This window comes from Pseudonocardia sp. ICBG1142 (assembly GCF_020496255.1).
Taxonomy (GTDB): Bacteria; Actinomycetota; Actinomycetes; order Mycobacteriales; family Pseudonocardiaceae; genus Pseudonocardia.
This window is the reverse complement of sequence record NZ_JAHLJC010000030.1, coordinates 1,993,091-2,014,452: the sequence shown is the minus strand read 5'-3', so window position 1 is coordinate 2,014,452 and position 21,362 is coordinate 1,993,091. Positions and strand designations below refer to the sequence as shown.

Here is a 21,362-nt window from a genome sequence, read left to right as displayed (position 1 = left end):
GGTCAGGAGGCCGCGCCGCCCCACCGGCGGCGGCGCGGCCGGTCGGCGGGCTCGTCCTCCATCGGGGCGGCGATCGCCAGCCGCCCGACCTGCTCGTTGAGGACCTTCAGGTGCACCCGGACGTCGTCGTGGGTCGGGTCCAGCACCGCCTGCTCGGCGATCTCCGCGGCCTGGTCGACCGACTGCTTCAGCGACGCCTTGGCCTTGTTCAGCCGGGCGGCGATCCGCTTGGCGGGCGGTTCGGTGAGCCGGAACCGGGCGGGCTCGATCGAGTCGCCGACGGCGGCCAGGCGCTGCACCGCCTCCAGCTCCGAGTCCAGCCGCTTGCCGATCTCGGTGAGCCACGTCCGCACCTGCATCGCCGAGATCACCGTGGTGATCCGGTGGAAGCGCTGCACCTGCTCGGTGTACTCGGCCACGTAGGTCCGCCAGTACCGCGACAGCGGTGCGGGGGAGGGCTCGGATCCGGGGCGCAGGAGTGACACGCCCGCAGGCTACCGGTGCTCACCCGGCCAGCCGGATCGTCGTCCCCGGGCCGAGCGGCAGCCCCAGCAGGACGAACACGCAGAGGATGACCACCCACACCACGAACACCGGCACGACGAACATCGCCATCCGCGAGAACACCGCGCCCAGGGTGAACGAGCGGTCGTAGCGACGGCAGGTCAGCTGCAGCACGTACAGGTAGGGGTTCAGCGGCGAGATCGGGTTGGTGATCGCGTCACCGATCCGGTAGGTCGCCTGGATGACCGCCGGGTGCAGGCCCAGCCCGACGAACACCGGCACCAGTACCGGCGCCAGCACCGTCCACAGCGACGCCCCGGAGAACACCACCATCGCCAGCACCGAGAGGCTTATTCAGGCCCCGTGAAATAACGATCTAGCCCGGCGTGTCGGGTTGGGCGACAGCCCGTCCATCGCGAATATTGGTTTGCCGAATCAATCCGAGATGAACGGGCTGCCGCAGTATGTACTATACCACTGGTTTCCGGCGTGATGAAATTCAGGATCTTGTCGCTATAGTGTATGAGCAGGATCAGCGGGACGCGACGGAGGCACGTTTGTCTTGGCCGCCGGTTCTGGGGTTGTTCTGGTCGGTGGTGATCACGTTGGCGTATCTGCGCGGGAATCGTGTGCAGTGGGAGTTGGCGGAAACCTATGGGGTGTCGCAGTCGACGGTTAGTCGAGCGATCACGGGGGTGACACCGTTGCTGGCACAGGCGCTGCGGAGTGTCGTTCCGACGGCAGAGGAGCTTCGTGCCGATCGGCAGTACATCATCGATGGAACCTTGCTGCCCTGCTGGTCATGGGCCGCGGTGCCGGGTCTGTGGTCGGGCAAGCATCGCACCACCGGCGTCGTCGTCCAGGTCGCAGCCACCCTGGAAGGGCAGCTGTCGTGGATCTCCGACCCGACCCCAGGCTCCCGACACGACCTATATTGCCTCGACCAATCCGGCGCCCTCGACCACCTCGCCACATACCCCCCGATCGGCGATAAAGGATACATCGGGCGCGGCATGCTCACCCCGTTCAAAAAACCACCCGGCCGGGAACTTCTCGACTGGCAAAAAACATTCAACAAGAGCCTCAACCACACATGCGCCACCATCGAACGAGTCATCGCCCATATCAAAACGTGGAAAGTTCTCCACGCAGACTACCGGCGGCCCTACGCCACATTTAAAACGACAATCTCGGCAGTCATCGGACTCATCTTCTACACACTTACCTGACGGAGCCTGAATAAGCCTCCGTGCACAGCACCAGCGCGAGCAGCAATGCGCCGAGCCCGGTCAGGCCGATCGTGCGCAGCCCGGCCGACCCCTCCACCGCCAGCCACGTCCCGACCCCGCTCCAGGTGAACATCGCGATGAACTGGCCCGCGGAGAAGGCGATGACGACGAACCCGAGCATCCCCTTCAGCGACTCGGCCATCATCTCCGGCACGTCCGACGGGCGGGTCACCACGCCCGCGGCGATGCCGTAGGCCAGGCCGGTGACGAGGAAGGTCAGGAACAGCAGCGGGACGATCCCGTCGAGGAACGGGGAGTCGATCAGGGACCCGTCGTCGCCCTGCAGCGGGCCGCCGGGCACGAGCCAGGCCGCCAGCGCGCAGGCCAGCCACACCGCGAGGGCGACGCCCGCCACCCGCAGCGCGCGCCGCTCCCGCGCAGTGACCGTCGTGTCCGGCTCACCCGCCGCGTCCGGCTCCGGGTCGACCGGGGGCAGCCCCGGCTCGACGCGGTGCACCAGGATCCAGCCGAGTACCGCGGGCAGCACGAGCGCCGACACCGCCTGGAACCAGTAGTTCATGAGCACCCCGACGCCGATGTCCGGCGGTGTCCCCGGCGGCAGCACCGACTCGGTCAGCGCGGCCAGGTTCGCGTCCAGCGCACCGACGATCAGCCCGGAGCCGTAGCCGACGGCCGTCGCCGCGAACGCGCCGAGCGCCCCGGCGACCGGATGCCGCCCCACCGAGGCGAACGCGAGCGCCGCCAGCGGGGGGAGGATCACCATCGCCGCGTCGCCCATGAAGTGGCCCTGAACGCACAGGTACGCCACCGCGTAGGGCATGAAGCGCCGCGGCACCCGGGTCAGCGCGATGTTCACCAGCGACCGCAGCAGCCCGGTGCGCTCGCAGATCCCGACGCCCAGCAGCATCGTGAGCACCACGCCCAGCGGCGGGAAGCCGATGAAGTTGTCCACCATGGTGGTGAGCAGCTGCTGCAGGCCCGCCACGGACAGGATGTCGCGGACCGGTTGTGCCTGCGGGGCGCCCGGCAGCTGCGCGGTCGCCCCGTTCGCGGCCAGCACCGCCGAGCCGACCCCGAGTAGCAGCAGGAGGATCCAGAACAGGAAGAACGGGTGCGGCACCCGGTTCCCGACCCGCTCGATGCCCCGGATCACCGGTCCGGGCCGGTACGCCGCGGTCACGGGATGCGCCCGTCGGTCGCCAGCACCGGCGCGTCGGCGGGCACGGTGTCGGGGTAGATCAGCCCGCTGCCGGTGTTCAGCACGACGACCGTCTCCGACCCGTCGAGCCAGCCCGACTCCCGCAGCCGGCCCGCCGCGGCGACGCAGGCCGCGCCCTCCGGGCAGATCCAGGTGCCCTCGTCGCGGGCGAGGGCGTGCTCGGCGGCGAGCAGCTCGTCGTCGGAGACGGCGACGGCGGTCCCGCCGGTGTCGTACACGGCGTCGAGGACGAGGAAGTCGCCCAGCGCCTTGGGCACGGTGATCCCGAACGCGACCGTGTGCGGGTCGGCCGGGGCGGTCGACTCGCGCAGCCCGGCCTCGAACGCGTCGACGATCGGGGCGCACCCGGTGGCCTGCACCGCGACCAGCCGCGGCAGCGGACCGGAGATCCAGCCCAGCTCCCGCATCTCCGCCAGGGCCTTGTGGATCGCGATGATCCCGACGCCGCCGCCGGTCGGGTAGAGGATCACGTCCGGGCAGCGCCAGCCGAGCTGCTCGACGATCTCGTAGCCCATCGTCTTCTTGCCCTCGATGCGGTACGGCTCGCGCAGCGTCGAGGTGTCCTGGTACCCGGCCCCGTCGGAGTTGCGGCGGGCGACGGCGTCGGCGACGAGCCTGCCTGCGTCGCCGATCAGGCCGTCGACCAGGTACAGCTCCCCGCCGGAGACGACGACCTCGCGCCGGGTGATCTCCGGGGCGTCGACCGGCATCGCGATCAGCGCGCCGAGCCCGGCCCGCGCGGCGTAGCACGCCCAGGCGGCACCGGCGTTGCCGTTGGTGGGCATCGCGACCGCGCGGACGCCGAGTTCGGCGGCACGGGAGACGCCGACGGCGGCACCGCGGGCCTTGAACGCCCCGGTCGGGACCAGGCCCTCGTCCTTCATCCGCAGGCCCGGCAGCCCGAGACGGGCACCGGCCCGGGGGAGCGGCAGCAGCGGGGTCATGCCCTCGCCCATCGTCACCACGTGCGCGGGGTCCCGCACGGGCAGCACCTCGTGGTAGCGCCACAGGTCCGGCGGGCGGGCGGCGATGTCGGCCGGGGTCACCAGGGTGCGGGCGCGGTCCAGGTCGTAGCGGGCGAGCAGCGGGGCGCCGGAGCCCGAGGTGCCCTGCACGGTGTCGGCGTCGAGGATCTCGCCGGTGCGGGAGCACTCCAGGTGGGACAGCGTCGAGAAGTCGGGCACGGGTCCACCTGATCGCCCGTCGTGCCGCGGCGCAACCCGGAGGGCGACAGCGCCCCCGCGGGAAGTGACCGCGGACACGACTACGCCTTTCGGACGATCCGGTAGCCTCGGACAGCGAAAGCGTGAACGTTCAACGATCGAGAGGGATCCATGCGCCCGCTTCCCACGCCGTTCTCCGACATCGCACTCCTGCTGGTCCGGCTGCTCGTCGGCGTCGTCCTCGTCGCCCACGGTCTGCAGAAGCTCTCGAACGGAGTCGGCGGTGTCGCGTCGGGCTTCGCCGGCATGGGCATCCCGCTGCCGACCGTGTCCGCGCTGTTCGTGATCGCGGTCGAGCTCGGTGGTGGCCTTCTGCTGCTTGCCGGTGCCGCGACGACCGTCGCCGGGCTCGCCGTCGTCGTCGCGATGGCGGGGGCCTACCTGTTCGCGCACGTCGGTCTGAACCCGTTCGTCGACTCGGGCGGCTGGGAGCTGGTCGGCGTGATCGCCGCGGGCGGGCTCGCGCTGGCCGCGGCCGGACCGGGGCGGTTCTCGGTCGATGCGCTCGTCGCCGGACGCGGCCGCACCCCGGCCCGGCACGCGGTGGGTGTCTCCTCGGGGGAGTAGGACCCGCCCCCGCGGGGGATCCCGCCGCATGCCCGAGGGACACACCGTGCACCGGCTCGCGCGGCTCCAGCGCCGCCGCTACGCGGGCCGGCCGGTGGCGGTGTCCAGTCCGCAGCGCCGGTTCAGCACCGGAGCCGAGATCGTCGACGGGCGGGTGCTGGTCGACGTGCAGGCCCACGGCAAGCATCTGTTCCAGCACTACGGTCCGGACACCACCGTGCACGTCCACCTCGGGCTGTGGGGCCGGTTCCCGAACCGGGAGCTGCCCCGGGAGCCGCCGCGCGGCCAGGTCCGGATGCGGATCGTCGGCGAGACCCACTACGCCGACCTGCGCGGTCCGGCCGCCTGCGAGCTGCTCGACGACGCCGGGGTGGCGCAGCTGCGGGCCCGGCTCGGCGAGGATCCGCTGCGCGACGACGCGGACCCGGCCCGTGTCCGGGAGCGGTTCGCCCGCTCCAGGGCCCCGCTGGCAGCGGTGCTCATGGACCAGTCGGTGATCGCGGGCATCGGCAACGTCTTCCGTGCCGAGACGCTGTTCCGTACCGGTCTGGACCCGATGACCCCGGCCCGTGACCTCGACGACCGGTCCTTCGCGCTGCTCTGGGACGACCTGACCGCGATGCTCCACGACGGCGAGCGGTGCGGCCGGATCGAGACGCTGCGTCCCGAGCACGACCCGGCCCTGCTAGGGCCGCCCGACCGCGGCGCGGTGTGCGCCAGCGTCGTCTACGCCTACCGCCGCACCGGGCAGCCCTGCCTGGTCTGCGGCGCCCCGATCGCGCACGCCGAGGTCCGCACGCGGAACCTCTTCTGGTGCCCCGGTTGCCAGTCGGGATCCTCCGCGCGGCCGCTCACCGAACGGTGACGACCGATGTCCGATCTGTCCTGTACCGGCCGGTAGCGGTACCGTTGGCGCCATGCTGTCGACCGGTCCCGTGCGTCCGGAGACGCGGCGCCGGCCGATCGTCCGGTGGGACGCGGCGCTGTCCGGGGCCGCGCTCGTCGTGACCGGGATGCTGGTCGCGCTCGGGATCTTCGGCGCCGTCTTCCTGGTCGCCTTCTTCGAGTACTGCCCGCCGCGCACGTGCAGCTCGTCGGCCGTGCTCGTGTCGGTCGGCGGCTCGCTGGTGGTCGCCGCGGCCGCCGGCGTGGCCGGTCTCGCCATGACCGTGCTGCGGGTCGTCGAACGTCGTCCGGCCTGGCCGTTCGCGCTGGCCACCCTCGCCGTGGCCGCGTCCGCCGTCGCCTTCGGCGCGGTCCACTACGCGAGCGCGATCGGGTACTGACCTGCTCGGGGGCCGATCCCCCGAGCGCGTGCGCCGGGCCGGGTCCCACGGCCCGTACCGGTGCGCGCTCCGCGGTGCCGCCGCGACCGGTCGGTCACCGTCGAGGGTCGACCGCCCGGTCGGTCGCCTCCGCCGCCGCTGCCTCCGCCGCCGCAGCGCGCTGCGCGGTCCGGCGGAAGCCGATCGCGATCGCCGCCGACATCAGCATCATCACCGCGACCACCCACATCCCGGCCCGCGAGTCACCGGTCAGGTCCTTGAGCCATCCCGCGACGAACGGACCGACGAACCCGGACAGGTTGCCGAAGGAGTTGATCAACCCGATCCCGGCTGCGGCGCCGGCGCCGGTGAGGAAGGCGTTCGGCAGCGACCAGAACGGCGGGATCGCGGCGAAGACCCCGATCGCGCAGACGGTCACGCAGGCCATGACCAGCAACGGCGAGTCCATGTACAGGGCGCCCGCGATCGCCACCGCCCCCACGACGGCGGGGACGGCCACGTGCAGCGGCCGCTCCCCGCTGCGGTCGGAGCGCCGGGCCCACAGCAGCATCGTCACCGACGCGATCGCGTACGGCACCGCGGTGATCAGGCCGACCTCGACCAGCGAGTAGTCGGCGCCGAACTGCTGCTCGAACCCGGCGACGATCTGGGGGAGGAAGAACGCCAGGACGTAGAGCCCGAACACGATCCCGAAGTAGACGACCGACAGGGCCACCACCCGGCCGTCCCGCAGGGCGGCGGCGACCCCGCGGTCCTGCCCGGCCGCCGCCGCGTCCTCGGCGGCGATCCGCTCCTCCAGCGCGACCGCCTGGTCGGTGGGCAGCCACCGGGCCCGGGTCGGACGGTCCGGCAGCAGCCACAGCACCGCGATGCCCAGCAGCACCGCCGGGATGCCCTCGACGAAGAACATGAAACGCCAGCCGGCGTCGAAGCCCAGGGCGCCGTCGCCGATCGAGATCAGCCACGTCGACAGCGGCCCACCGACGACCGAGGACAGCGGCACGGCCAGGAAGAACAGGGCGACGATCCGCGCCCGCTCGACCCTCGGGAACCAGTAGGTCAGGTACAGGATGATGCCCGGGAAGAAGCCGGCCTCGGCGATGCCGAGCAGCACCCGCACGACGTAGAAGCCGATCTCGCCCTGGACGAACGCCGTCGACGACGCGACGACGCCCCAGGTCACCATGATCCGGGCGATCCAGATCCGCGCCCCGACCCGGTGCAGGATCACGTTGGACGGGACCTCGAAGAAGAAGTACCCGACGAAGAACAGGCCGGCGCCCAGACCGTAGGCGGCCGCGGACAGGCCCAGGTCGGCGTTCATCGTCAGCGACGCGAACCCGACGTTGACCCGGTCGATGTAGTTCAGCAGATAGGCCAGGGCGAGCAGCGGGATGAGCCGCTTCGTCGCCGTCCGTACGGCCGTCGAGACCAGCACGCCGTCCCCCTCCGTTGCGGTGCGCACGCCAGCGCAGTCTCGCCGCCGGAGGTCAGTCCTTCAACCAGGCGTAGGCGGTGTGCCGGGACACACCGAGCGCCGCCGCCATCGCGCTGACCTCGCAGCCGGCCTCGCGCCCGGCCCGCAGCAGCTCACGGCGACGCTCGCGCGGGGCGTCCGCGGCGGCCCGCAGCTGTTCGAGCACGGCCGCGGACTCGGCGGACTCCCGGCGTCGGCCCACCCCGGGCCGGGAGAACGCGCGCAGGGCGTCGGCGTCCCAGACCTTCCGGCCGTCCGGGCCGGGGTCGGGCAGCGGGGGCGGTGCCTGGCCGCGGGAGACGTAGGAGTTCCAGGTGCCCACCTGCACGCCCCAGTGGGCGGCGCACTCGTCGCTGGTCCAGGTCGTCACGACAGGAGGGTGCCACGGCCCGCCCGGCCCGGCGGTGTCGGTCCGTGGCGGGGTCGGGAACGGTCCGACGGCGCGGTCATCCTCCCGGCGGTGCACCGAGAGGGCCTGCCAGCAGGTCCCGCACGGCGGCGGCGCAGTCGGCCGGGGTCCGGCCGGGCCGCCCGTGGGGGTCGGCGACCGCGTTCATCGCCCCGAACAGCAGATCGCGGACGAGTTGGGGAGCGGGCCCGGCGGCAATCGCCCCCGCGCGTTGCGCGTCGTCGACCAGCTCGGTCCACCGGCTCCGGTAGCGCTGCAGGAGCACGCGGTAGGTCGCGAGCGACGCGTCCCGGCCCGGCTCGGGCATGGTGAGCACGACCGCGGCGTAGTCGCTCAGCTCCACCAGGGCGTCGAGGTGCGCACGGACGGCGGCCCACAGGCGGGCCCCGGCATCGGCGGCCACGAGCGGGGCCAGGGCGTCGTCGAGGTGGCGCAGCGACTCGCGCAGGCCCTCCTCGAGCACCGTCGCGATCAGCTCGTCCTTCGAGCCGAAGTGGAAGTAGACGCTCCCTGTCCGCAGTCCCGCGGCCTCGGCGATCCCGCTGAGGCTGACCCCGACCCGCCCGTCGCGGGCCAGCAGGGAGGCGGCCGCGTCGAGCAACCGGCGTCGGGTCCGGTCCCCCTTGGACGGACGGTCGGGCGCGGCGGGCACGGTCGCCATTCTCATCTCCCACCGCCACGACGACGTCGGAGCGCCCCGGAACGCGGCGCTGCCGGAGTGCTGCCCCAGTATTCTATGCTAGCTTAAAAACTAACGACCATTAGTTTCTGGAGGAGCCATGACGATCCCCTCGCCCCCGGCCGCCCGGGACGCCGCACCGCTGGACCCGACCGAGGCGTTGGGCTGGTACGGGAGCTGGATCGACGCGTGGAACAGCCACGATCCGGAGCGGGTCCGCCCGCTGGTGACCGACGACTTCCGGCTCGAGACGCCGACGACGCGCAACTCCGGCTGGGACGTACGGGGACCTGACGCCGCCGCCGACTACATGCGTTACGTGCTCACCGCCTACCCGGACCTGACCTGGGAACGCACCGGGCCGCCGCTGCTCGCGCCCGACGTCCCGCGCGCCGCCTTCACCTGGCGCGGGACCGGGCACTTCACCGGCACACTCACACCGCCCGGGATCCCCGGGACCGGCCTCCCGTTCGACTTCGTGGGCCTGGAGGTCTTCGACTTCCGGGACGGCCGCGCCGACCGACTGCACGCCAGCTACGACCTGATGGGGCTGCTGCGCCAGACCGGGGTCCTGCGCAGTGGCTCGGGGCGCCGCTGACCCGCCCGTCCGACGGCGGGGCGGCCGACGGCCGGTGGTCTCACGGCCGCAGCGCGGCGACCACCCAGCGCAGCGACGTCCGGTCGGTGCAGGTCGCGAGCAGCTCGGCCTGCTCGATGCTCTCGGCGTCGCGGCGACGGGCGTCGAACAGGTCCTCGACCAGGCCGGGCACGTCGCGGTGCTCCCCGGGCAACGGCTCGTCCCCGCCGGGCAGCCCGAGGCGGGCGACGACCAGCCGCAGCGTGCGGTGCCCGATCAGCCGCATGCCCGGGGACAGCAGCGCCGAGTTCCGCGGGGGAGTGGTGCCGGCGGCGGACTCCTGTCCGGGCAGCGGGACCGCGCCGGGCGGGACGCCGGGCAGGCTCACCGCGGACACCGCGATCACGCCGCCGTCGAGCAGGGCCCACGCGTCGATCGCGGGGCGGTGCGTCTCCCGGCCCGACGCGGTGGCCAGATCCTGCTCGGCCAGCCAGCGACGCAGCCGCGGACGCAGGTCCCAGCGCACGTCGAACACGCCCTCGGCCAGGTCGGACGAGGTGAACACCTCGTCCCACCGCGGGCCGCCGGACGCCCCGTTCCCGACACCCGTCTCGGGCTGGATCGCCATCTTCGTCCCCCGACCCGGGGCACGCGCGGTCCCGGGGGATCAGGATAGGACGGTCCGCACGGGCGTACAGGCTGGTGCACACGGCCGTACCCACAGGTGTGACGGCACGACCGACGCGGCGACGAGCGGCGTCCCCGACACGCCGATCAGCAGGCGATGCCACGCAACGTGAGCGAATCTGCCGATGTCTGCGTGACAGATGACACGATCGAGCGAGTCCGCCGCAGGCGGTAACGAGGCAGGATGAGTCGAGCGATCCACAAGTGACGGCGACGTGGAGGCGACATGGACGGGCAGTTCGACAGGGTTCCGGCGGTGCACCCGGGGATGATCCCCGCGGCACGGCGGTCGGTGGAGAACCTGCCGTCCGGACGAGGCGTGGTCGACGGCGAGCGGGGCCGCGTGCTGGCCCGCTACGCGCGGCTCATGCGGTCCGGCCGGCCGGAGGTCTGCCTGCCCGGGCGGCGCGAGATCGAGGACCGCGAGCGGTTCGGCGCCTCAGCGACCGGCAGCGACGGCAAGGTCATCTACCCGGACCGGGACGCGGCCGAGTGTGCCGCCCGCGAGCTGGAGGCCCTCGGTGGGCGCCCGCAGCGGGCCTACCTGTGCCGGCGGTCCCGCCGCGGGCACTACCACCTGACCACCGACGCCGTCGCCCAGCGCCGTCGCGACCCGGCGCAGCTCATCCCGCAGCCGCGCCGCGGCGACTGAGTCGGACCCGACCCGATCCACGACGACCCCCGGTGCCGATGGCGCCGGGGGTCGTCGTGCGTCCGCGGCCGGTTCGCGGCGGATGTCACACCGATGTGATGCGCAGCACACGCTGATCGTCTAGCGTGGGGTGTGGCAGCGGTCACGTCACCGCCGAGCCGACGTCCCACCACCACGCATCGGAGGGCCCCGTGAACCCGCACCTGCTGGAGGAACGCGTCGCCACCGTCAACGGCGGCCGCGACCTCGCCGACCCCGCCCGCGCCCGGCTGCGCGCCCACAAGGCCACCGCCGACGCCTGCCGTCGGCGCGCCGCCGAGCGTCGCGCCGAGCTGGAGCGCGCCCTGGCCGGGGGCACCACCGGCGACGCCCTGGACCTCATGCTGGAGCTCGACGCACTCGAGCGGGTGCAGGACCGCATCGACAACCGGCTCTCCGAGCTCTGCGACGCGCTCACCGAGCCGCGCACCCCGCGCTACGGCGACGCCCAGCCCGTGTAGCCGTACCCGCGGCCCGTGTGGATCACCCGCACCCGTGGTTCGATGACCGGCGGACACCGCCGTCGGACCACGAGGGAGAGCACACGTGCGTGCAGTGCAGGTCAGCGAGCTGGACGGGCCGTCCGCGGTCCGCGTCGCCGAGGTCGAGCCGCCGGTCCGCGGTGACGGCGAGGTCCTGATCGACGTCGCCGCGGCCGGGGTGAACTTCCCGGACGTCCTGCTGACCAAGGGGATGTACCAGTACAAGCCGGAGCCGCCGTTCACCCTGGGCTCCGAGTGCGCCGGCACGGTGCGCGAGGCGGGCCCGGACAGCCGGTTCGCCGCCGGGGACCGGGTCGTCGCGTTCACGATGTCCGGGGTGTTCGCCGAGACCGTCTCCGCTCCCGAGCAGCACGTCTTCCCGCTGCCCGACGAGGTGGAGTTCGCCGCGGGCGCCTGCCTGCCGATGAACTACCTGACCGCGCACTTCACCCTCGACACCCGCGGTGGCCTGCGGGCGGGGGAGACGGTGCTCGTCCAGGGCGCCGCGGGCGGCGTCGGGACCGCGGTCGTCCAGCTGGCCGCCGCGATGGGGGCCACCGTCATCGGTGTCACGTCCACCGAGGCCAAGGCCGAGGTCGCGCGGCGCGCGGGCGCGGCGCACACCGTCGGCGTCGACGGGTTCAAGGATGCGGTCAAGGAGCTGACCGGCGGCGCGGGCGTCGACATGGTCGTCGACCCGGTCGGTGGCGACCGCTTCACCGACTCGGTCCGCTGCCTCGGCCCGCTCGGCCGCCTCATGGTCGTCGGGTTCACCGCGGGTGACATCCCGACGGTGAAGGTGAACCGGCTGCTGCTGAACAACGTCGACGTCCGCGGCGTCGGCTGGGGCGCCTACGCGCTGGGCCGCCCGGACTTCATCCGCGCCGAGTGGGACGCCCTGCTCCCGCACCTGCGCTCCGGCGCGCTCACCCCGCTGATCAGCGAGCGCTTCGGCCTCGACGACGCCGCGACCGCCCTGTCCCGGATCGACGACCGCACCGTCACCGGCAAGGTCGTGCTGCTGACCTGAGCCGGGTCAGCCGGCCGGCTCCAGGTTGTGCCGGACCGCGGCGCGCGGCAACGGCGCCGTGGTCTCGGCGGCCGCGGTGCGCGGCGCTGTGGTGCCGGCGGCCGTCGTGCGCGGCGCTGTCGTCTCGGCGGCCGCCCTGCGCGGCGCCGGGGTGGGGCCGACGTGGCGGTGCGGCGCCGGCACCGCCACGGACTCGGCGACGTGCAGCCGGTGGCGGGCGGCCACCGCCCGCCCGGCCGGGCCGGTCACGGACAGCGCGTGCAGCGCCAGGGCCCGGTGGGCCGGCACCTCGCAGCGGCGCAGGAAGCGGTCCAGCTCGCGTACGGCGTCGCCGGGGTGGCGGGCCAGCGCCCACGCGGCCAGCTCGGCCTCGGCGACGTCGGTCCGCACCCCGCTCATCCGCACGCACACGTACTCGACGTCCTCGTCGGCCAGCTCGCCCGGCGCGGGCAGGTGCATGCCCTGCTCGGTCAGGTACTCGTGCACCGCCCACAGCCCCATCGGGGTGAGCGCGACCACCGTGGGGTCCGGGTCGTCGCGGTGCGCGACCCGGGACAGCTCGTCGAGCTCGTCGGCGTCGAGGGTCTCGGTCAGCTCGATCGCGCCGAGCAGCTCGCAGGCGTCCAGCAGGGCGGTGACGTCGCGGCGCCACAGCCGCTGCTCGACGTCTCCGGCGAGGTCGTCGACCACGCAGCCCGCCTCGTCGTTGACGGCGTCGCGGACCTGGCGGTGGAAGTGCTCGAGCGGGGCCGGCCCGCCGCCGGTGGCGTACAGGCCGACCCACAGCATCGGGAACGCCTGCGACATCGACATCCCGAACAGCGACGGCGCGCCGAACACGTCGGTCCCGCCCAGGCTGTCGCCGAGGCGCCCGACGGACTCGAACACCCTGCGCCACAGCTCGATCGGCCGGTTCAGCAGCGGGCCCGCGCTCTTGACCGGGAGCAGCCGCCCGCGCACCACGCGGACCAGGCGCGCCGAGCGGGCCCAGCGCAGCAGCAGCGACACCTCGGGCAGGTCGTCGCTGGTGCGGGCGGTCTCGCGGTAGATGTGGTCGAGCTGCAGGTGCGCGGCGAGGTCGAGCGCGTCGGTGCGGTCGAGGCGGCCGTCGGAGGCGAGCCGGCGCCCGGCCCGCACCCACAGGGTCAGCTTGCGGAGCAGCTCGAGTGCCTCGGAGCGCTCCGCGGCCTCGACGAGCGCCGCGGCGCCGGGCATCGGCACCGGCGGCAGCTCGGGGTTCCACTCGGTGCGGGTGGGCCGCTGCGCCTCCCGCCGCATGATCTCGGCGAGCGCGTGCCGGTCGACGTCGGTCTCCCCGGCGCCGGCGCGGTCGAGGAACCGCTGGACGGCAGCCGGGTCGGCCGGGTCGACACCGTGGCGGTGCAGCTGCACGCCCCAGAACTTGCCCAGGTCGTAGTTGCGCTCGTCGGCGAGACCGTCGTGCAGTGCGGGGGTGGAGTCGAGGACCTGACGGTGCAGCGCGTCCGCCGGGTGCGACTGCGGGTCGAACCAGTCGTGCTCGTCGAGGAAGTCGATGAGCGCGTGGAAGGCGGGGGCGACGTCGTCGGGCTCGAGCACGGTCACCTTGCGCGGGAACCACATGCCCAGCGCGTCGGCGATGTGCGAGCGGGTCCAGCGGCCCAGCCTGCGGTCGCGGGCGTACTTGTAGTCCAGCACGGCGGCGACGAGCGTGGTGTCGACCTCGACGCGACGGCGGCGGGCCCAGAGGGAGAACTGCTCCAGCAGGCGGCTGCGGGCCTCGGCGTACCCCTGGTCGTCCCCCGGGGTGAAGACGAGACGCATCCGGCCCACTGTGTCAGGTCCCTCCCATCCGCTCCGGCTGCGGCGCAGCACTTTCCGATGATCGTCGGTGCGCGCGGGGGCCGTGCACCGGGTGGTCGCAGGAGGTCCAACGAGCGCGGTCGGCCCGGGTCACTTCCCGACCGCTCACCATCGGTGGGCGGTCGGTCACGGGTCGTCCGATCGTCCGGCCGCCCCCCGCGACCGTGAGCCCTCGACCCTGCCACGGACGACGACGGCCGGACACCCCGGGGAGGGGGTCCGGCCGCCGTCGTGTGCGACGAGAGGCGCTCAGTCGCCGCCGACCGGGCTGTCGCGCCGTTCGGCGGTCGCCCGCGTCGACCCGTCGCCGGTCGGTCCGTCCGGTCCGTCGGTCCCGGTCGCGGCGGCACCGTTGCCGCTGCCGCCGCCGGGGGCGTTCTCGTCGTCCGGGTCGAACGCGCCGACCTTGACGTAGAAGTGCTCGCCGTGGTTAACGGTGGCCCAGTCGACCGCCTGCTCCAGCACCTGTGCGCCCTTCTCGTCCCGCAGCACGACCTTGTCGCGACGCAGGTCCTTGAACAGCGCGAAGCACAGCAGCACCATGATCACCACGAACGGTGCCGCGACCAGGATGGTGAGGTTCTGGATGCCGTCCAGGGCGTTCTCCCCGCCGGTGACCAGCATCAGCACGGCGACCGCGCCCATGACCGAACCCCAGAAGACCACGACCCACTTGCTGGGCTCGATGGTGCCGCGCTGGGACAGGGTGCCCATGACGATCGACGCGGCGTCGGCGCCGGAGACGAAGAAGATCGCGACCAGGACCATGACGAGCAGGCCGGTGAAGGTCGCCCACGGGTAGGCGGCCAGCATCTGGAACAGCTGGACGTTGGAGTCGTCGGAGAACTGTGTGCCCTGCTGGGCCTGGGTGATGGCGGTGCCGCCGAAGATGCAGAACCAGACCAGCGAGACCAGGCTGGGTGCGAGGATGACGCCGCCGACGAACTCGCGGATGGTGCGCCCGCGCGAGATCCGGGCCAGGAACATGCCGACGAACGGCGTCCAGGAGATCCACCACGCCCAGTAGAAGATCGTCCAGCCGGAGAGCCATTCGAGCATCGGCTCGCCGCCGACGGCCTCGGTGCGCCCGACCATCTCGAAGAACTGGGAGAAGTAGGCGCCGATCGAGGTCGGGATCAGGTCGAGGATGATCACCGTCGGGCCGACGACGAACACGAAGAACGCGAGCACCGCCGCCAGCACCATGTTGGTGTTGGACAGCCACTGGATGCCCTTCTCGACGCCGGAGACGGCGGAGAGGATGAACGCGGCGGTCAGGACGACGATGATCGCGGCGAGCAGCCAGGGGCTCACCGGGCCGTCGACCCAGCCGACGGTCTGCATGCCGCCGCCGATCTGGAAGGCGCCCAGGCCGAGCGAGGCGGCGGAGCCGAACAGCGTCGCGAAGATCGCGAGGATGTCGATGGCCCGGCCGATGGAGCCCTCGGCGGCCTTGCGGCCGATCAGCGGGACGAACGCCTGGCTGATGAGCTGCCGGCGGCCCTTGCGGAACGTGGAGTAGGCGATGGCGAGGCCGACGACGGCGTAGATCGCCCACGGGTGCAGCGTCCAGTGGAACAGCGAGGTCGCCATCGAGGTCTGCAGCGCGTCGACGGTGCCGGGCTCGGCGGAGCCGGGGGGCGGTGACCGGAAGAAGGTCAGCGGCTCGTTCACGCCGAAGAACATCAGTCCGATGCCCATGCCGGCGGAGAACATCATCGCGATCCAGGAGACCGTGCGGAACTCGGGTTCCTCGTCGTCGGCGCCGAGTTTGATGCGTCCGAACCGGCTGAAGGCCAGGAAGAGTGCGAAGGCGACGAAGGCGGTCGCGGCGAGGATGAAGCCCCAGCCACCGCCACGCATCAGCCCGCCGAGCATCGTCTCGGCGGTGGCACCGAGGGTGTCGGCGCTGAGCAGCCCCCACAGCACGAACAGCAGCGCGAGCGCGGCTCCGACGCCGAACACGATCCAGTCGGTGCGGGGACGGCTGTCCCCGGTCGTGCCCGGACGGTCGTCCGGTGGTGATTGGGCCTGTGTCATACGTGGTCACGCCCGCGTGCCGGGCGCATCCCCCCTCCGCTCTCGTTCGTGCAGAAATGGTGCACAAGTCGTTTTGTGTGCCGAAAGTGTAGGTACTCGGCCCTCCCCGTGTCGCAGTGCGAGCCGAACCGTGATGTCGGCCGGTGACGTCGGCGACGTCAGCCCGTGGTCCAGCCCTCGTCCGAGACGCCGCCCGGGACCGGCGCGGCCGGGTCGTAGGGGGTGCGGGTGAAGACGAAGGTCGCCAGCCACAGGTGGTCGCGGGCGATCCGCAGGGTCTCCCCGGCGAAGTAGCCGTCCAGGCCGACCCAGGTGCCGTCCGGGCCCGGACGGAACCGCGACGCGCGCCCGGGCCTTCCGAGCCCGCCCAGGTGCAGCAGGCCGCCGCCGACCGAGCGCAGCACGTACGGCGACGGCCCCCAGAACCACGGGCCGAGCAGCTCCGGATCGACCGGGCAGGGCTGCGGGGTCCACGGCTCGACGACGCGGGGCTCGGCGACGCGCAGGTCGTTCAGCAGCCCGGCGGGCAGCCCGCCGTCCATCCCGGAGGTGGTGTTGCCCATCGCCAGCGCGCCGGTGCCCTCCTCGCGGTCCACCCAGAGCCCGGCGAGGAAGCCGGGCATGGCGCCGCCGTGCCCGACCAGCGTCGTCGTGCCGCCTCCGGGCCGTTCGTGCCGCTGGACCTGCACGCCCAGTCCGTAGCCCGCCCAGATCGACGACGACGGGTCGACGCCGGCGGGCAGCGTCATCTCCTCGACCGTCGCCGGCGAGAGCACCCCGCCGGTGTCGCCGAGCAGCAGCGCACCGAGCCGGGCCAGGTCCGCCGCGGTGCACCACAGCTGCCCGGCGGCGGCCATCACCCCGGCGTCGTGCTCGGGCTCGGCCAGGACGAGGTCGGCCCACGGGTGCACCGCTCGGCCCGCGGCGGCGGGCTGCTGCGGACGGGGCGAGGTGCGGGTCATGCCGAGCGGGAGCAGGACCTCGTCGCGGGCGACGTCGGTCCAGGCGCGGCCGCGCAGGCGGGCGACGACCTCGCCGAGCAGCCCGAACCCGAGGTTGGAGTAGTGGAAGCGGCGCGCCGCGGGCAGCACCCGGTCGGCGTCGCCGAGACCCAGCTCGTCCAGGGTGCCGCCGGGGGTGCGCTCCCACCACTGGCCGGGGCTCTCCGAGCCGGCGCCGGCGAGGTGGGACAGCAGCTGGCCCAGGGTGCGGTCGCCGAGCGGGGTGCCGGGCACGTGCCGGTCCAGCGGGTCGTCGAGGTCGAGCAGGCCCTCGTCGCGCAGCCGCAGGACGGTGACCGCGCAGACGGTCTTGGAGATGGAGCCGATCCGGTACTGGACGTCGTCCGCGGCGGCCGGGCCGTCGGCACCGTCGGGCAGGGCGCCGCGGCCGGCGTGCCAGACCAGGGCGCCGTCGCGGACCACCCCGGCGACGAGCGAGGGGACGCGGCCGTCGCGCTGGGCGCGGGCGACGCGGGCGAGCAGGGTGCGCTGGGTGCTGGGGAGCAGCTCGGTCACGCGGGCGAGCCTAGATCCCCCGGATGTCGGCGAACGACCGCAGCCGGACCGCCCGCTCCGACAGCGCGGCGGGCACCGGCTCGGGTACCGGCATCCGGTCCGCGGCGGTCAGCGGGCCCAGGTCGAGCCCGGTGAGCTCGCCGATCCGGGCCACCGGCACCTGGAAGGTGCGGTAGGGGCCCAGCGGCGGCGGGTCCCCGGCCGGCGGCTCGGCGAGGTCGCCGAGCTCGGGCGTCTGGTCGAGCAGGTAGGCGGTGGTGCCCAGTGCGCCGCCGGTGACGAAGGCGCCGATCTTCCAGAACAGCCGCGGGACCAGCACACCGCGGTACTCCGGGTCGTCGTCGGCGAGCACCGGGCCGGTGAACACCACCAGCCGGCGGTCGTTGTCGCCCGCGTTGTCGAGCAGGTAGTCCTCCAGGCCGCCCCAGGTCTGCTTGTCCTGGTTGAAGGCGGCGGCCTGCGGGGCGGCGTTGGTGTAGTGGAACGTGTCGGACTCGGCGGTCGCGGCCTCGGTCGGCTTGCCCCAGACCGGGTCCTGGCGGCGCACCAGGTGGCCGCGGTCGAGGTCGTTGTCGGCGTAGAGCTCGGGGCCGGCCTGCTGCTCGGCGGGCAGCCGGTCGTCGAGGCGCCAGTCGTCGGAGCGCTCCAGCTGCCGCAGGGTCGCCCCGTCGATCGCGACGGCGGTGGCCGCGGCCAGCCGCCGGTCGGGCCGGTGCAGCGTCGAGAAGTGGGTGTAGGGGAGCAGGACCGTGTCGATCCCGGGGAGCGTCGGCATCGGCGTCGCGACGCCGAGGAAGTCCTGGTCGAAGCCGGGGGAGGCGGGGGCGCTCATCGTCGTGACGGTAGCGGTGCGGGGTGAACGACGGGTGCGGCTGCGCCGCCGTCGGCGAGGCGGCGCAGCAGCGGCGCGGTGCGGAACCCGACCAGCGAGCGCATGACCAGCGACGTCGAGGTCCGTTCCACCCCGTCGATCGCGAGCAGGTGCCCGGCGATCCGGTAGAGGTCGTCGGCGTCGCGGGCGACCAGGTGCACCATCAGGTCCTCGGGGCCGGAGATGCCGTGCACCTCCAGCACCTCCGGTACCCGGTCCAGCGCGTCGGCGACGGCGGCGAGCTCGCGCTGCACCACCCGCACCGTCACGAAGGCGGTCAGCGGGTAGCCCAGTGCCGCCGGATCGACGCGCCGCTCGAAGGTGTCCAGCGCACCGAGCCGGTCCAGCTTCGCCAGCCGGGCCTGCACCGTGTTGCGGGACAGGCCGACCTGCTCGGCGAGGGCGAGCACCGTCGCGCGCGGGTCCTGCGCCAGGGCCAGCAGCAGCCGGGCGTCGTGGCCGTCGAGCGCGGCGCGGCCGTCGCCGGTCGTTCCCGTCACGTGGTGCCTCCGTCGTGTCCGTGGGTGCGCAGTATGCCGTGCCCGCACCGATCCAGCCCCGCCCGGACCGTGCAGTCTGCTCAGTGTGCACCGACCCGGTTGTGCACTCGTCCGAGCTGATGGTGGGCTGACGGAGCAGGCTGCATGGGGCGACGAGGCTGGAGTGGTGTGCGATGGGCACTCAGGCGGTGGCGACGGACACGCTCGTCGAGATCGAGAAGCGGGTGTTGTGGCTGGCGACCGCGATCGTCGACGCGGCCAACCGTCGCGGTGACCCGAGCGGGCTGAAGGTGGGCGGGCACCAGGCGTCGTCGGCGTCGATGACGACGATCATGACCTCGCTGTGGTTCGAGCACCTGCGGGCCGGGGACCGGGTCTCGGTCAAGCCGCACGCGTCCCCGGTGCTGCACGCGATCAACTACCTGCTCGGCGAGCTCGACGAGCGCTACCTGGGCACGCTGCGCGCGTTCGGCGGGCTGCAGTCCTACCCGTCGCGGTCCAAGGACCCCGACCCGGTCGACTACTCGACCGGCTCGGTGGGGATCGGCGCGACCGCCCCGGTCTGGGGTGCGCTGGCCCGTCGCTACGTCGACACCCACTTCGGGGGTGCCGGCCACGGCAGGCAGTACTCCCTGGTCGGCGACGCCGAGCTCGACGAGGGCGCGGTCTGGGAGGCCATTCTCGACCCGATGGTCGGCGAGCTCGGCGAGGTGGTGTGGATCGTCGACCTCAACCGCCAGTCCCTGGACCGGGTCGTCCCCGCGATCGGCGCGCCGCGGATCGAGGGCATGTTCTCCGCGGCCGGCTGGCAGGTCCTCACCGTCAAGTACGGCAGGCTGCTGCACGAGCTGTTCGACCGGCCCGGCGGCGACGCGCTGCGCGCCCGGATCGACACCATGCAGAACGCGGAGTACCAGCGCCTGCTGCGCTGCGACGCCGACGAGGTCCGCACCCGGCTCCCCGACGGACACGCGGACCTGGCCTCGCTCGTCGCCGACCTCGACGACGACACCCTGCTCGCCGCGGTGCGCAACCTCGGCGGGCACGACACCGCCGCGCTGCGCGACGCGTTCGCCGCGATCGACGACACCCGGCCCACGGTGATCCTCGCCTACACCGTGAAGGGGCACGGCCTCGCGACCGCGGGCCACCCGCAGAACCACGGCTCGATCCTGGGCGCCGACCAGGTCCGCGAGCTGGCCGACGCGGTCGGCGTCGACCCCGAGGACCCCTGGCGGCGCTTCGACCCGGAGTCCCCGGCGGGCGAGGCCGTGGCGCGCGCGGCGGCGCGGCTGCGCCGCGACCCGGTCGACGAGCAGCCGGTCCCGCCGCTGCCGACCGACATCGGGCGCACCCCGACCGGGCGCGCCACCACCCAGGCCGCGCTCGGCCGGGCCCTGCTCGACCTCACCCGCGAGTCCCCCGACGCGGCGAAGCGGGTCGTGACGCTGTGCCCGGACGTGTCGTCGTCGACGAACCTGGGCGGCTGGGTGAACAAGGTCGGCGTCTGGTCCACCGCGGAGCGCAAGGACTGGTTCGACGACGACCCCGAGACGATCCTGCACTGGCGCGAGCGGCCCACCGGTCAGCACCTGGAGCTGGGGATCGCCGAGGGGAACCTGGTCGGGGCGCTGGGGGAGCTGGGCGCCACCTGGTCGCGCTGGGGCCGTCCGGTGCTGCCGATCGGGGTGCTCTACGACCCGTTCGTCGAGCGCGCGTTGGAGCCGTGGTCGTTCGGGATCTACGCCGGCGGGCAGTCGATCCTGGTCGGCACCCCGTCCGGGGTGTCGCTGGCCCCCGAGGGCGGCGCCCACCAGTCGGTGACGACGCCGTCGGTCGGGCTGGAGCAGCCCGGCTGCGTGACCTACGAGCCGGCGTTCGCGATCGACACCGAGTGGACGCTGCTGGCGTCGTTGGCCCGGCTCGGTCGCCCGGACGGCACCAGCGCCTACCTGCGCCTGTCGACGCGGCCGGTGGACCAGAGCCTCGCGGCGGTCCCGGCCGACCCGGCCGCGCGCGAGCGGCGCCGCCGCCAGGTGGTCGCCGGGGCCTACCCGCTGCGCCGCGCCGCGGGCACACCCGCGCTGACCATCGCGGTGGCCGGGGCGCCGACGACCGAGGCGCTCGCCGCCGCCGACCGGCTCGCCGAGCTCGGCCACGACGTCGACGTCGTCGTGGTGACCAGCCCGGGTCTGCTGTTCGACGCGCTGCAGGCCCGCTCCGGGCGCCCCGCCCGACCGCAGGCCGAGCCGTGGATCCTGGAGTCGGCGTTCCCCGTGCGCCGGGCCGCGCCGCTGGTCACCCTGCTCGACGGGCACCCGCACACCCTCGCGTTCCTCGCCGGGGTCAACCGGGTCCCGGCGACGCACCTGGGCGTGCACCGCTTCGGGCAGTCCGGCGATCTGGCGTCGGTCTACGCCCACCACGGGCTCGACGCGGACACGGTGGTGGCGGCCGGGCTGGACCTGCTCTAGGAGGAATCGGACACCGGGTGACGTACGTCGCTGGATC

Annotated in this window: 22 protein-coding genes; 9 read left to right on the top strand and 13 right to left on the bottom strand. The window is 73.5% G+C overall.

Going from position 1 to position 21,362, the window contains the following annotated elements; translation table 11 throughout:
* Positions 1-2: 2 nt before the first annotated feature.
* Both KPL59_RS23810 and KPL59_RS23805 read right to left on the bottom strand, forming a co-directional pair.
* Positions 3-485: a hypothetical protein gene (locus KPL59_RS23810; RefSeq protein ID WP_226362013.1), complete on the bottom strand. Its 483-nt coding sequence runs from the start codon at positions 483-485 to the stop codon at positions 3-5.
* A gap of 19 nt (positions 486-504) precedes the next feature.
* The gene (locus KPL59_RS23805) at positions 505-837 is read right to left on the bottom strand and encodes an AbgT family transporter (RefSeq protein WP_226362134.1); all 333 of its coding nucleotides are present in this window, start codon (positions 835-837) and stop codon (positions 505-507) included.
* Between the two features lie 131 nt (positions 838-968).
* Between KPL59_RS23805 and KPL59_RS23800 the strand changes: the two genes are divergently transcribed.
* The gene (locus KPL59_RS23800; protein ID WP_226362012.1) at positions 969-1,733 is read left to right on the top strand and encodes a transposase; all 765 of its coding nucleotides are present in this window, start codon (positions 969-971) and stop codon (positions 1,731-1,733) included.
* Here KPL59_RS23800 and KPL59_RS23795 read toward each other — a convergent pair.
* Positions 1,726-2,934, bottom strand: a complete 1,209-nt coding sequence (locus KPL59_RS23795; RefSeq protein ID WP_226362011.1) for an AbgT family transporter — start codon at positions 2,932-2,934, stop codon at positions 1,726-1,728. The genes KPL59_RS23800 and KPL59_RS23795 overlap by 8 nt on opposite strands.
* Entirely contained in the window at positions 2,931-4,157 is a 1,227-nt protein-coding gene (locus tag KPL59_RS23790) for a threonine synthase (RefSeq protein WP_226362010.1), read from the bottom strand. Before KPL59_RS23790 ends, KPL59_RS23795 begins: the two co-directional genes overlap by 4 nt.
* A gap of 150 nt (positions 4,158-4,307) precedes the next feature.
* Between KPL59_RS23790 and KPL59_RS23785 the strand changes: the two genes are divergently transcribed.
* The 3 genes from KPL59_RS23785 to KPL59_RS23775 are packed head-to-tail and all read left to right on the top strand — an operon-like array spanning position 4,308 to position 6,049.
* Positions 4,308-4,763: a DoxX family protein gene (locus KPL59_RS23785; RefSeq protein WP_060711546.1), complete on the top strand. Its 456-nt coding sequence runs from the start codon at positions 4,308-4,310 to the stop codon at positions 4,761-4,763.
* A 28-nt stretch (positions 4,764-4,791) separates the two neighbouring features.
* The gene (locus KPL59_RS23780; protein WP_226362009.1) at positions 4,792-5,628 is read left to right on the top strand and encodes an Fpg/Nei family DNA glycosylase; all 837 of its coding nucleotides are present in this window, start codon (positions 4,792-4,794) and stop codon (positions 5,626-5,628) included.
* A 52-nt stretch (positions 5,629-5,680) separates the two neighbouring features.
* Positions 5,681-6,049 (top strand): hypothetical protein, encoded by a 369-nt coding sequence (locus KPL59_RS23775; protein ID WP_020622389.1) that lies wholly within the window; start codon positions 5,681-5,683, stop codon positions 6,047-6,049.
* 94 nt (positions 6,050-6,143) lie between these two features.
* Here the strand turns inward: KPL59_RS23775 and KPL59_RS23770 are convergent, their stop codons facing one another.
* From KPL59_RS23770 to KPL59_RS23760, 3 genes are all read right to left on the bottom strand, one after another.
* On the bottom strand, positions 6,144-7,514 hold the full coding sequence (locus tag KPL59_RS23770) for an MFS transporter (RefSeq protein WP_226352379.1): 1,371 nt from the start codon (positions 7,512-7,514) through the stop codon (positions 6,144-6,146).
* Between the two features lie 25 nt (positions 7,515-7,539).
* The gene (locus KPL59_RS23765; protein WP_226362008.1) at positions 7,540-7,896 is read right to left on the bottom strand and encodes a hypothetical protein; all 357 of its coding nucleotides are present in this window, start codon (positions 7,894-7,896) and stop codon (positions 7,540-7,542) included.
* A 76-nt stretch (positions 7,897-7,972) separates the two neighbouring features.
* The gene (locus KPL59_RS23760) at positions 7,973-8,596 is read right to left on the bottom strand and encodes a TetR/AcrR family transcriptional regulator (RefSeq protein ID WP_226352378.1); all 624 of its coding nucleotides are present in this window, start codon (positions 8,594-8,596) and stop codon (positions 7,973-7,975) included.
* Positions 8,597-8,714: 118 nt separating this feature from the next.
* Between KPL59_RS23760 and KPL59_RS23755 the strand changes: the two genes are divergently transcribed.
* The gene (locus KPL59_RS23755) at positions 8,715-9,212 is read left to right on the top strand and encodes an ester cyclase (RefSeq protein WP_226352377.1); all 498 of its coding nucleotides are present in this window, start codon (positions 8,715-8,717) and stop codon (positions 9,210-9,212) included.
* 40 nt (positions 9,213-9,252) lie between these two features.
* Here KPL59_RS23755 and KPL59_RS23750 read toward each other — a convergent pair whose 3' ends face one another.
* Entirely contained in the window at positions 9,253-9,819 is a 567-nt protein-coding gene (locus KPL59_RS23750) for a hypothetical protein (protein WP_226362007.1), read from the bottom strand.
* Between the two features lie 285 nt (positions 9,820-10,104).
* Here KPL59_RS23750 and KPL59_RS23745 point away from each other — a divergent pair, with 285 nt between their 5' ends.
* The 3 genes from KPL59_RS23745 to KPL59_RS23735 all read left to right on the top strand — a co-directional run bounded on the left by KPL59_RS23745 (position 10,105) and on the right by KPL59_RS23735 (position 12,081).
* Positions 10,105-10,530 carry a hypothetical protein gene (locus KPL59_RS23745; protein ID WP_149665814.1) on the top strand — a complete coding sequence of 142 codons (426 nt, stop codon included), beginning with the start codon at positions 10,105-10,107 and terminating at the stop codon, positions 10,528-10,530.
* A 191-nt stretch (positions 10,531-10,721) separates the two neighbouring features.
* A complete protein-coding gene (locus tag KPL59_RS23740; RefSeq protein ID WP_075307153.1) occupies positions 10,722-11,030 on the top strand; it encodes a hypothetical protein in 309 nt (102 codons plus the stop codon).
* An 85-nt stretch (positions 11,031-11,115) separates the two neighbouring features.
* Entirely contained in the window at positions 11,116-12,081 is a 966-nt protein-coding gene (locus tag KPL59_RS23735) for an NADPH:quinone oxidoreductase family protein (RefSeq protein ID WP_075333579.1), read from the top strand.
* 6 nt (positions 12,082-12,087) lie between these two features.
* Here the strand turns inward: KPL59_RS23735 and KPL59_RS23730 are convergent, their stop codons facing one another.
* The 5 genes from KPL59_RS23730 to KPL59_RS23710 form a co-directional block, all read right to left on the bottom strand.
* On the bottom strand, positions 12,088-13,884 hold the full coding sequence (locus KPL59_RS23730) for a hypothetical protein (protein ID WP_226362006.1): 1,797 nt from the start codon (positions 13,882-13,884) through the stop codon (positions 12,088-12,090).
* Between the two features lie 288 nt (positions 13,885-14,172).
* The gene (locus tag KPL59_RS23725; protein WP_226362005.1) at positions 14,173-15,963 is read right to left on the bottom strand and encodes a BCCT family transporter; all 1,791 of its coding nucleotides are present in this window, start codon (positions 15,961-15,963) and stop codon (positions 14,173-14,175) included.
* A gap of 158 nt (positions 15,964-16,121) precedes the next feature.
* Positions 16,122-17,480 (bottom strand): serine hydrolase, encoded by a 1,359-nt coding sequence (locus KPL59_RS23720; RefSeq protein WP_226362004.1) that lies wholly within the window; start codon positions 17,478-17,480, stop codon positions 16,122-16,124.
* A 10-nt stretch (positions 17,481-17,490) separates the two neighbouring features.
* Positions 17,491-18,312 carry a DNA/RNA non-specific endonuclease gene (locus KPL59_RS23715; protein ID WP_226362003.1) on the bottom strand — a complete coding sequence of 274 codons (822 nt, stop codon included), beginning with the start codon at positions 18,310-18,312 and terminating at the stop codon, positions 17,491-17,493.
* Positions 18,309-18,851 (bottom strand): Lrp/AsnC family transcriptional regulator, encoded by a 543-nt coding sequence (locus KPL59_RS23710; RefSeq protein WP_226362002.1) that lies wholly within the window; start codon positions 18,849-18,851, stop codon positions 18,309-18,311. Before KPL59_RS23710 ends, KPL59_RS23715 begins: the two co-directional genes overlap by 4 nt.
* A gap of 173 nt (positions 18,852-19,024) precedes the next feature.
* On the opposite strand from KPL59_RS23710, the gene KPL59_RS23705 reads away from it, so the two are divergent.
* Entirely contained in the window at positions 19,025-21,325 is a 2,301-nt protein-coding gene (locus KPL59_RS23705) for a pyruvate dehydrogenase (RefSeq protein WP_226362001.1), read from the top strand.
* Positions 21,326-21,362: the final 37 nt, after the last annotated feature.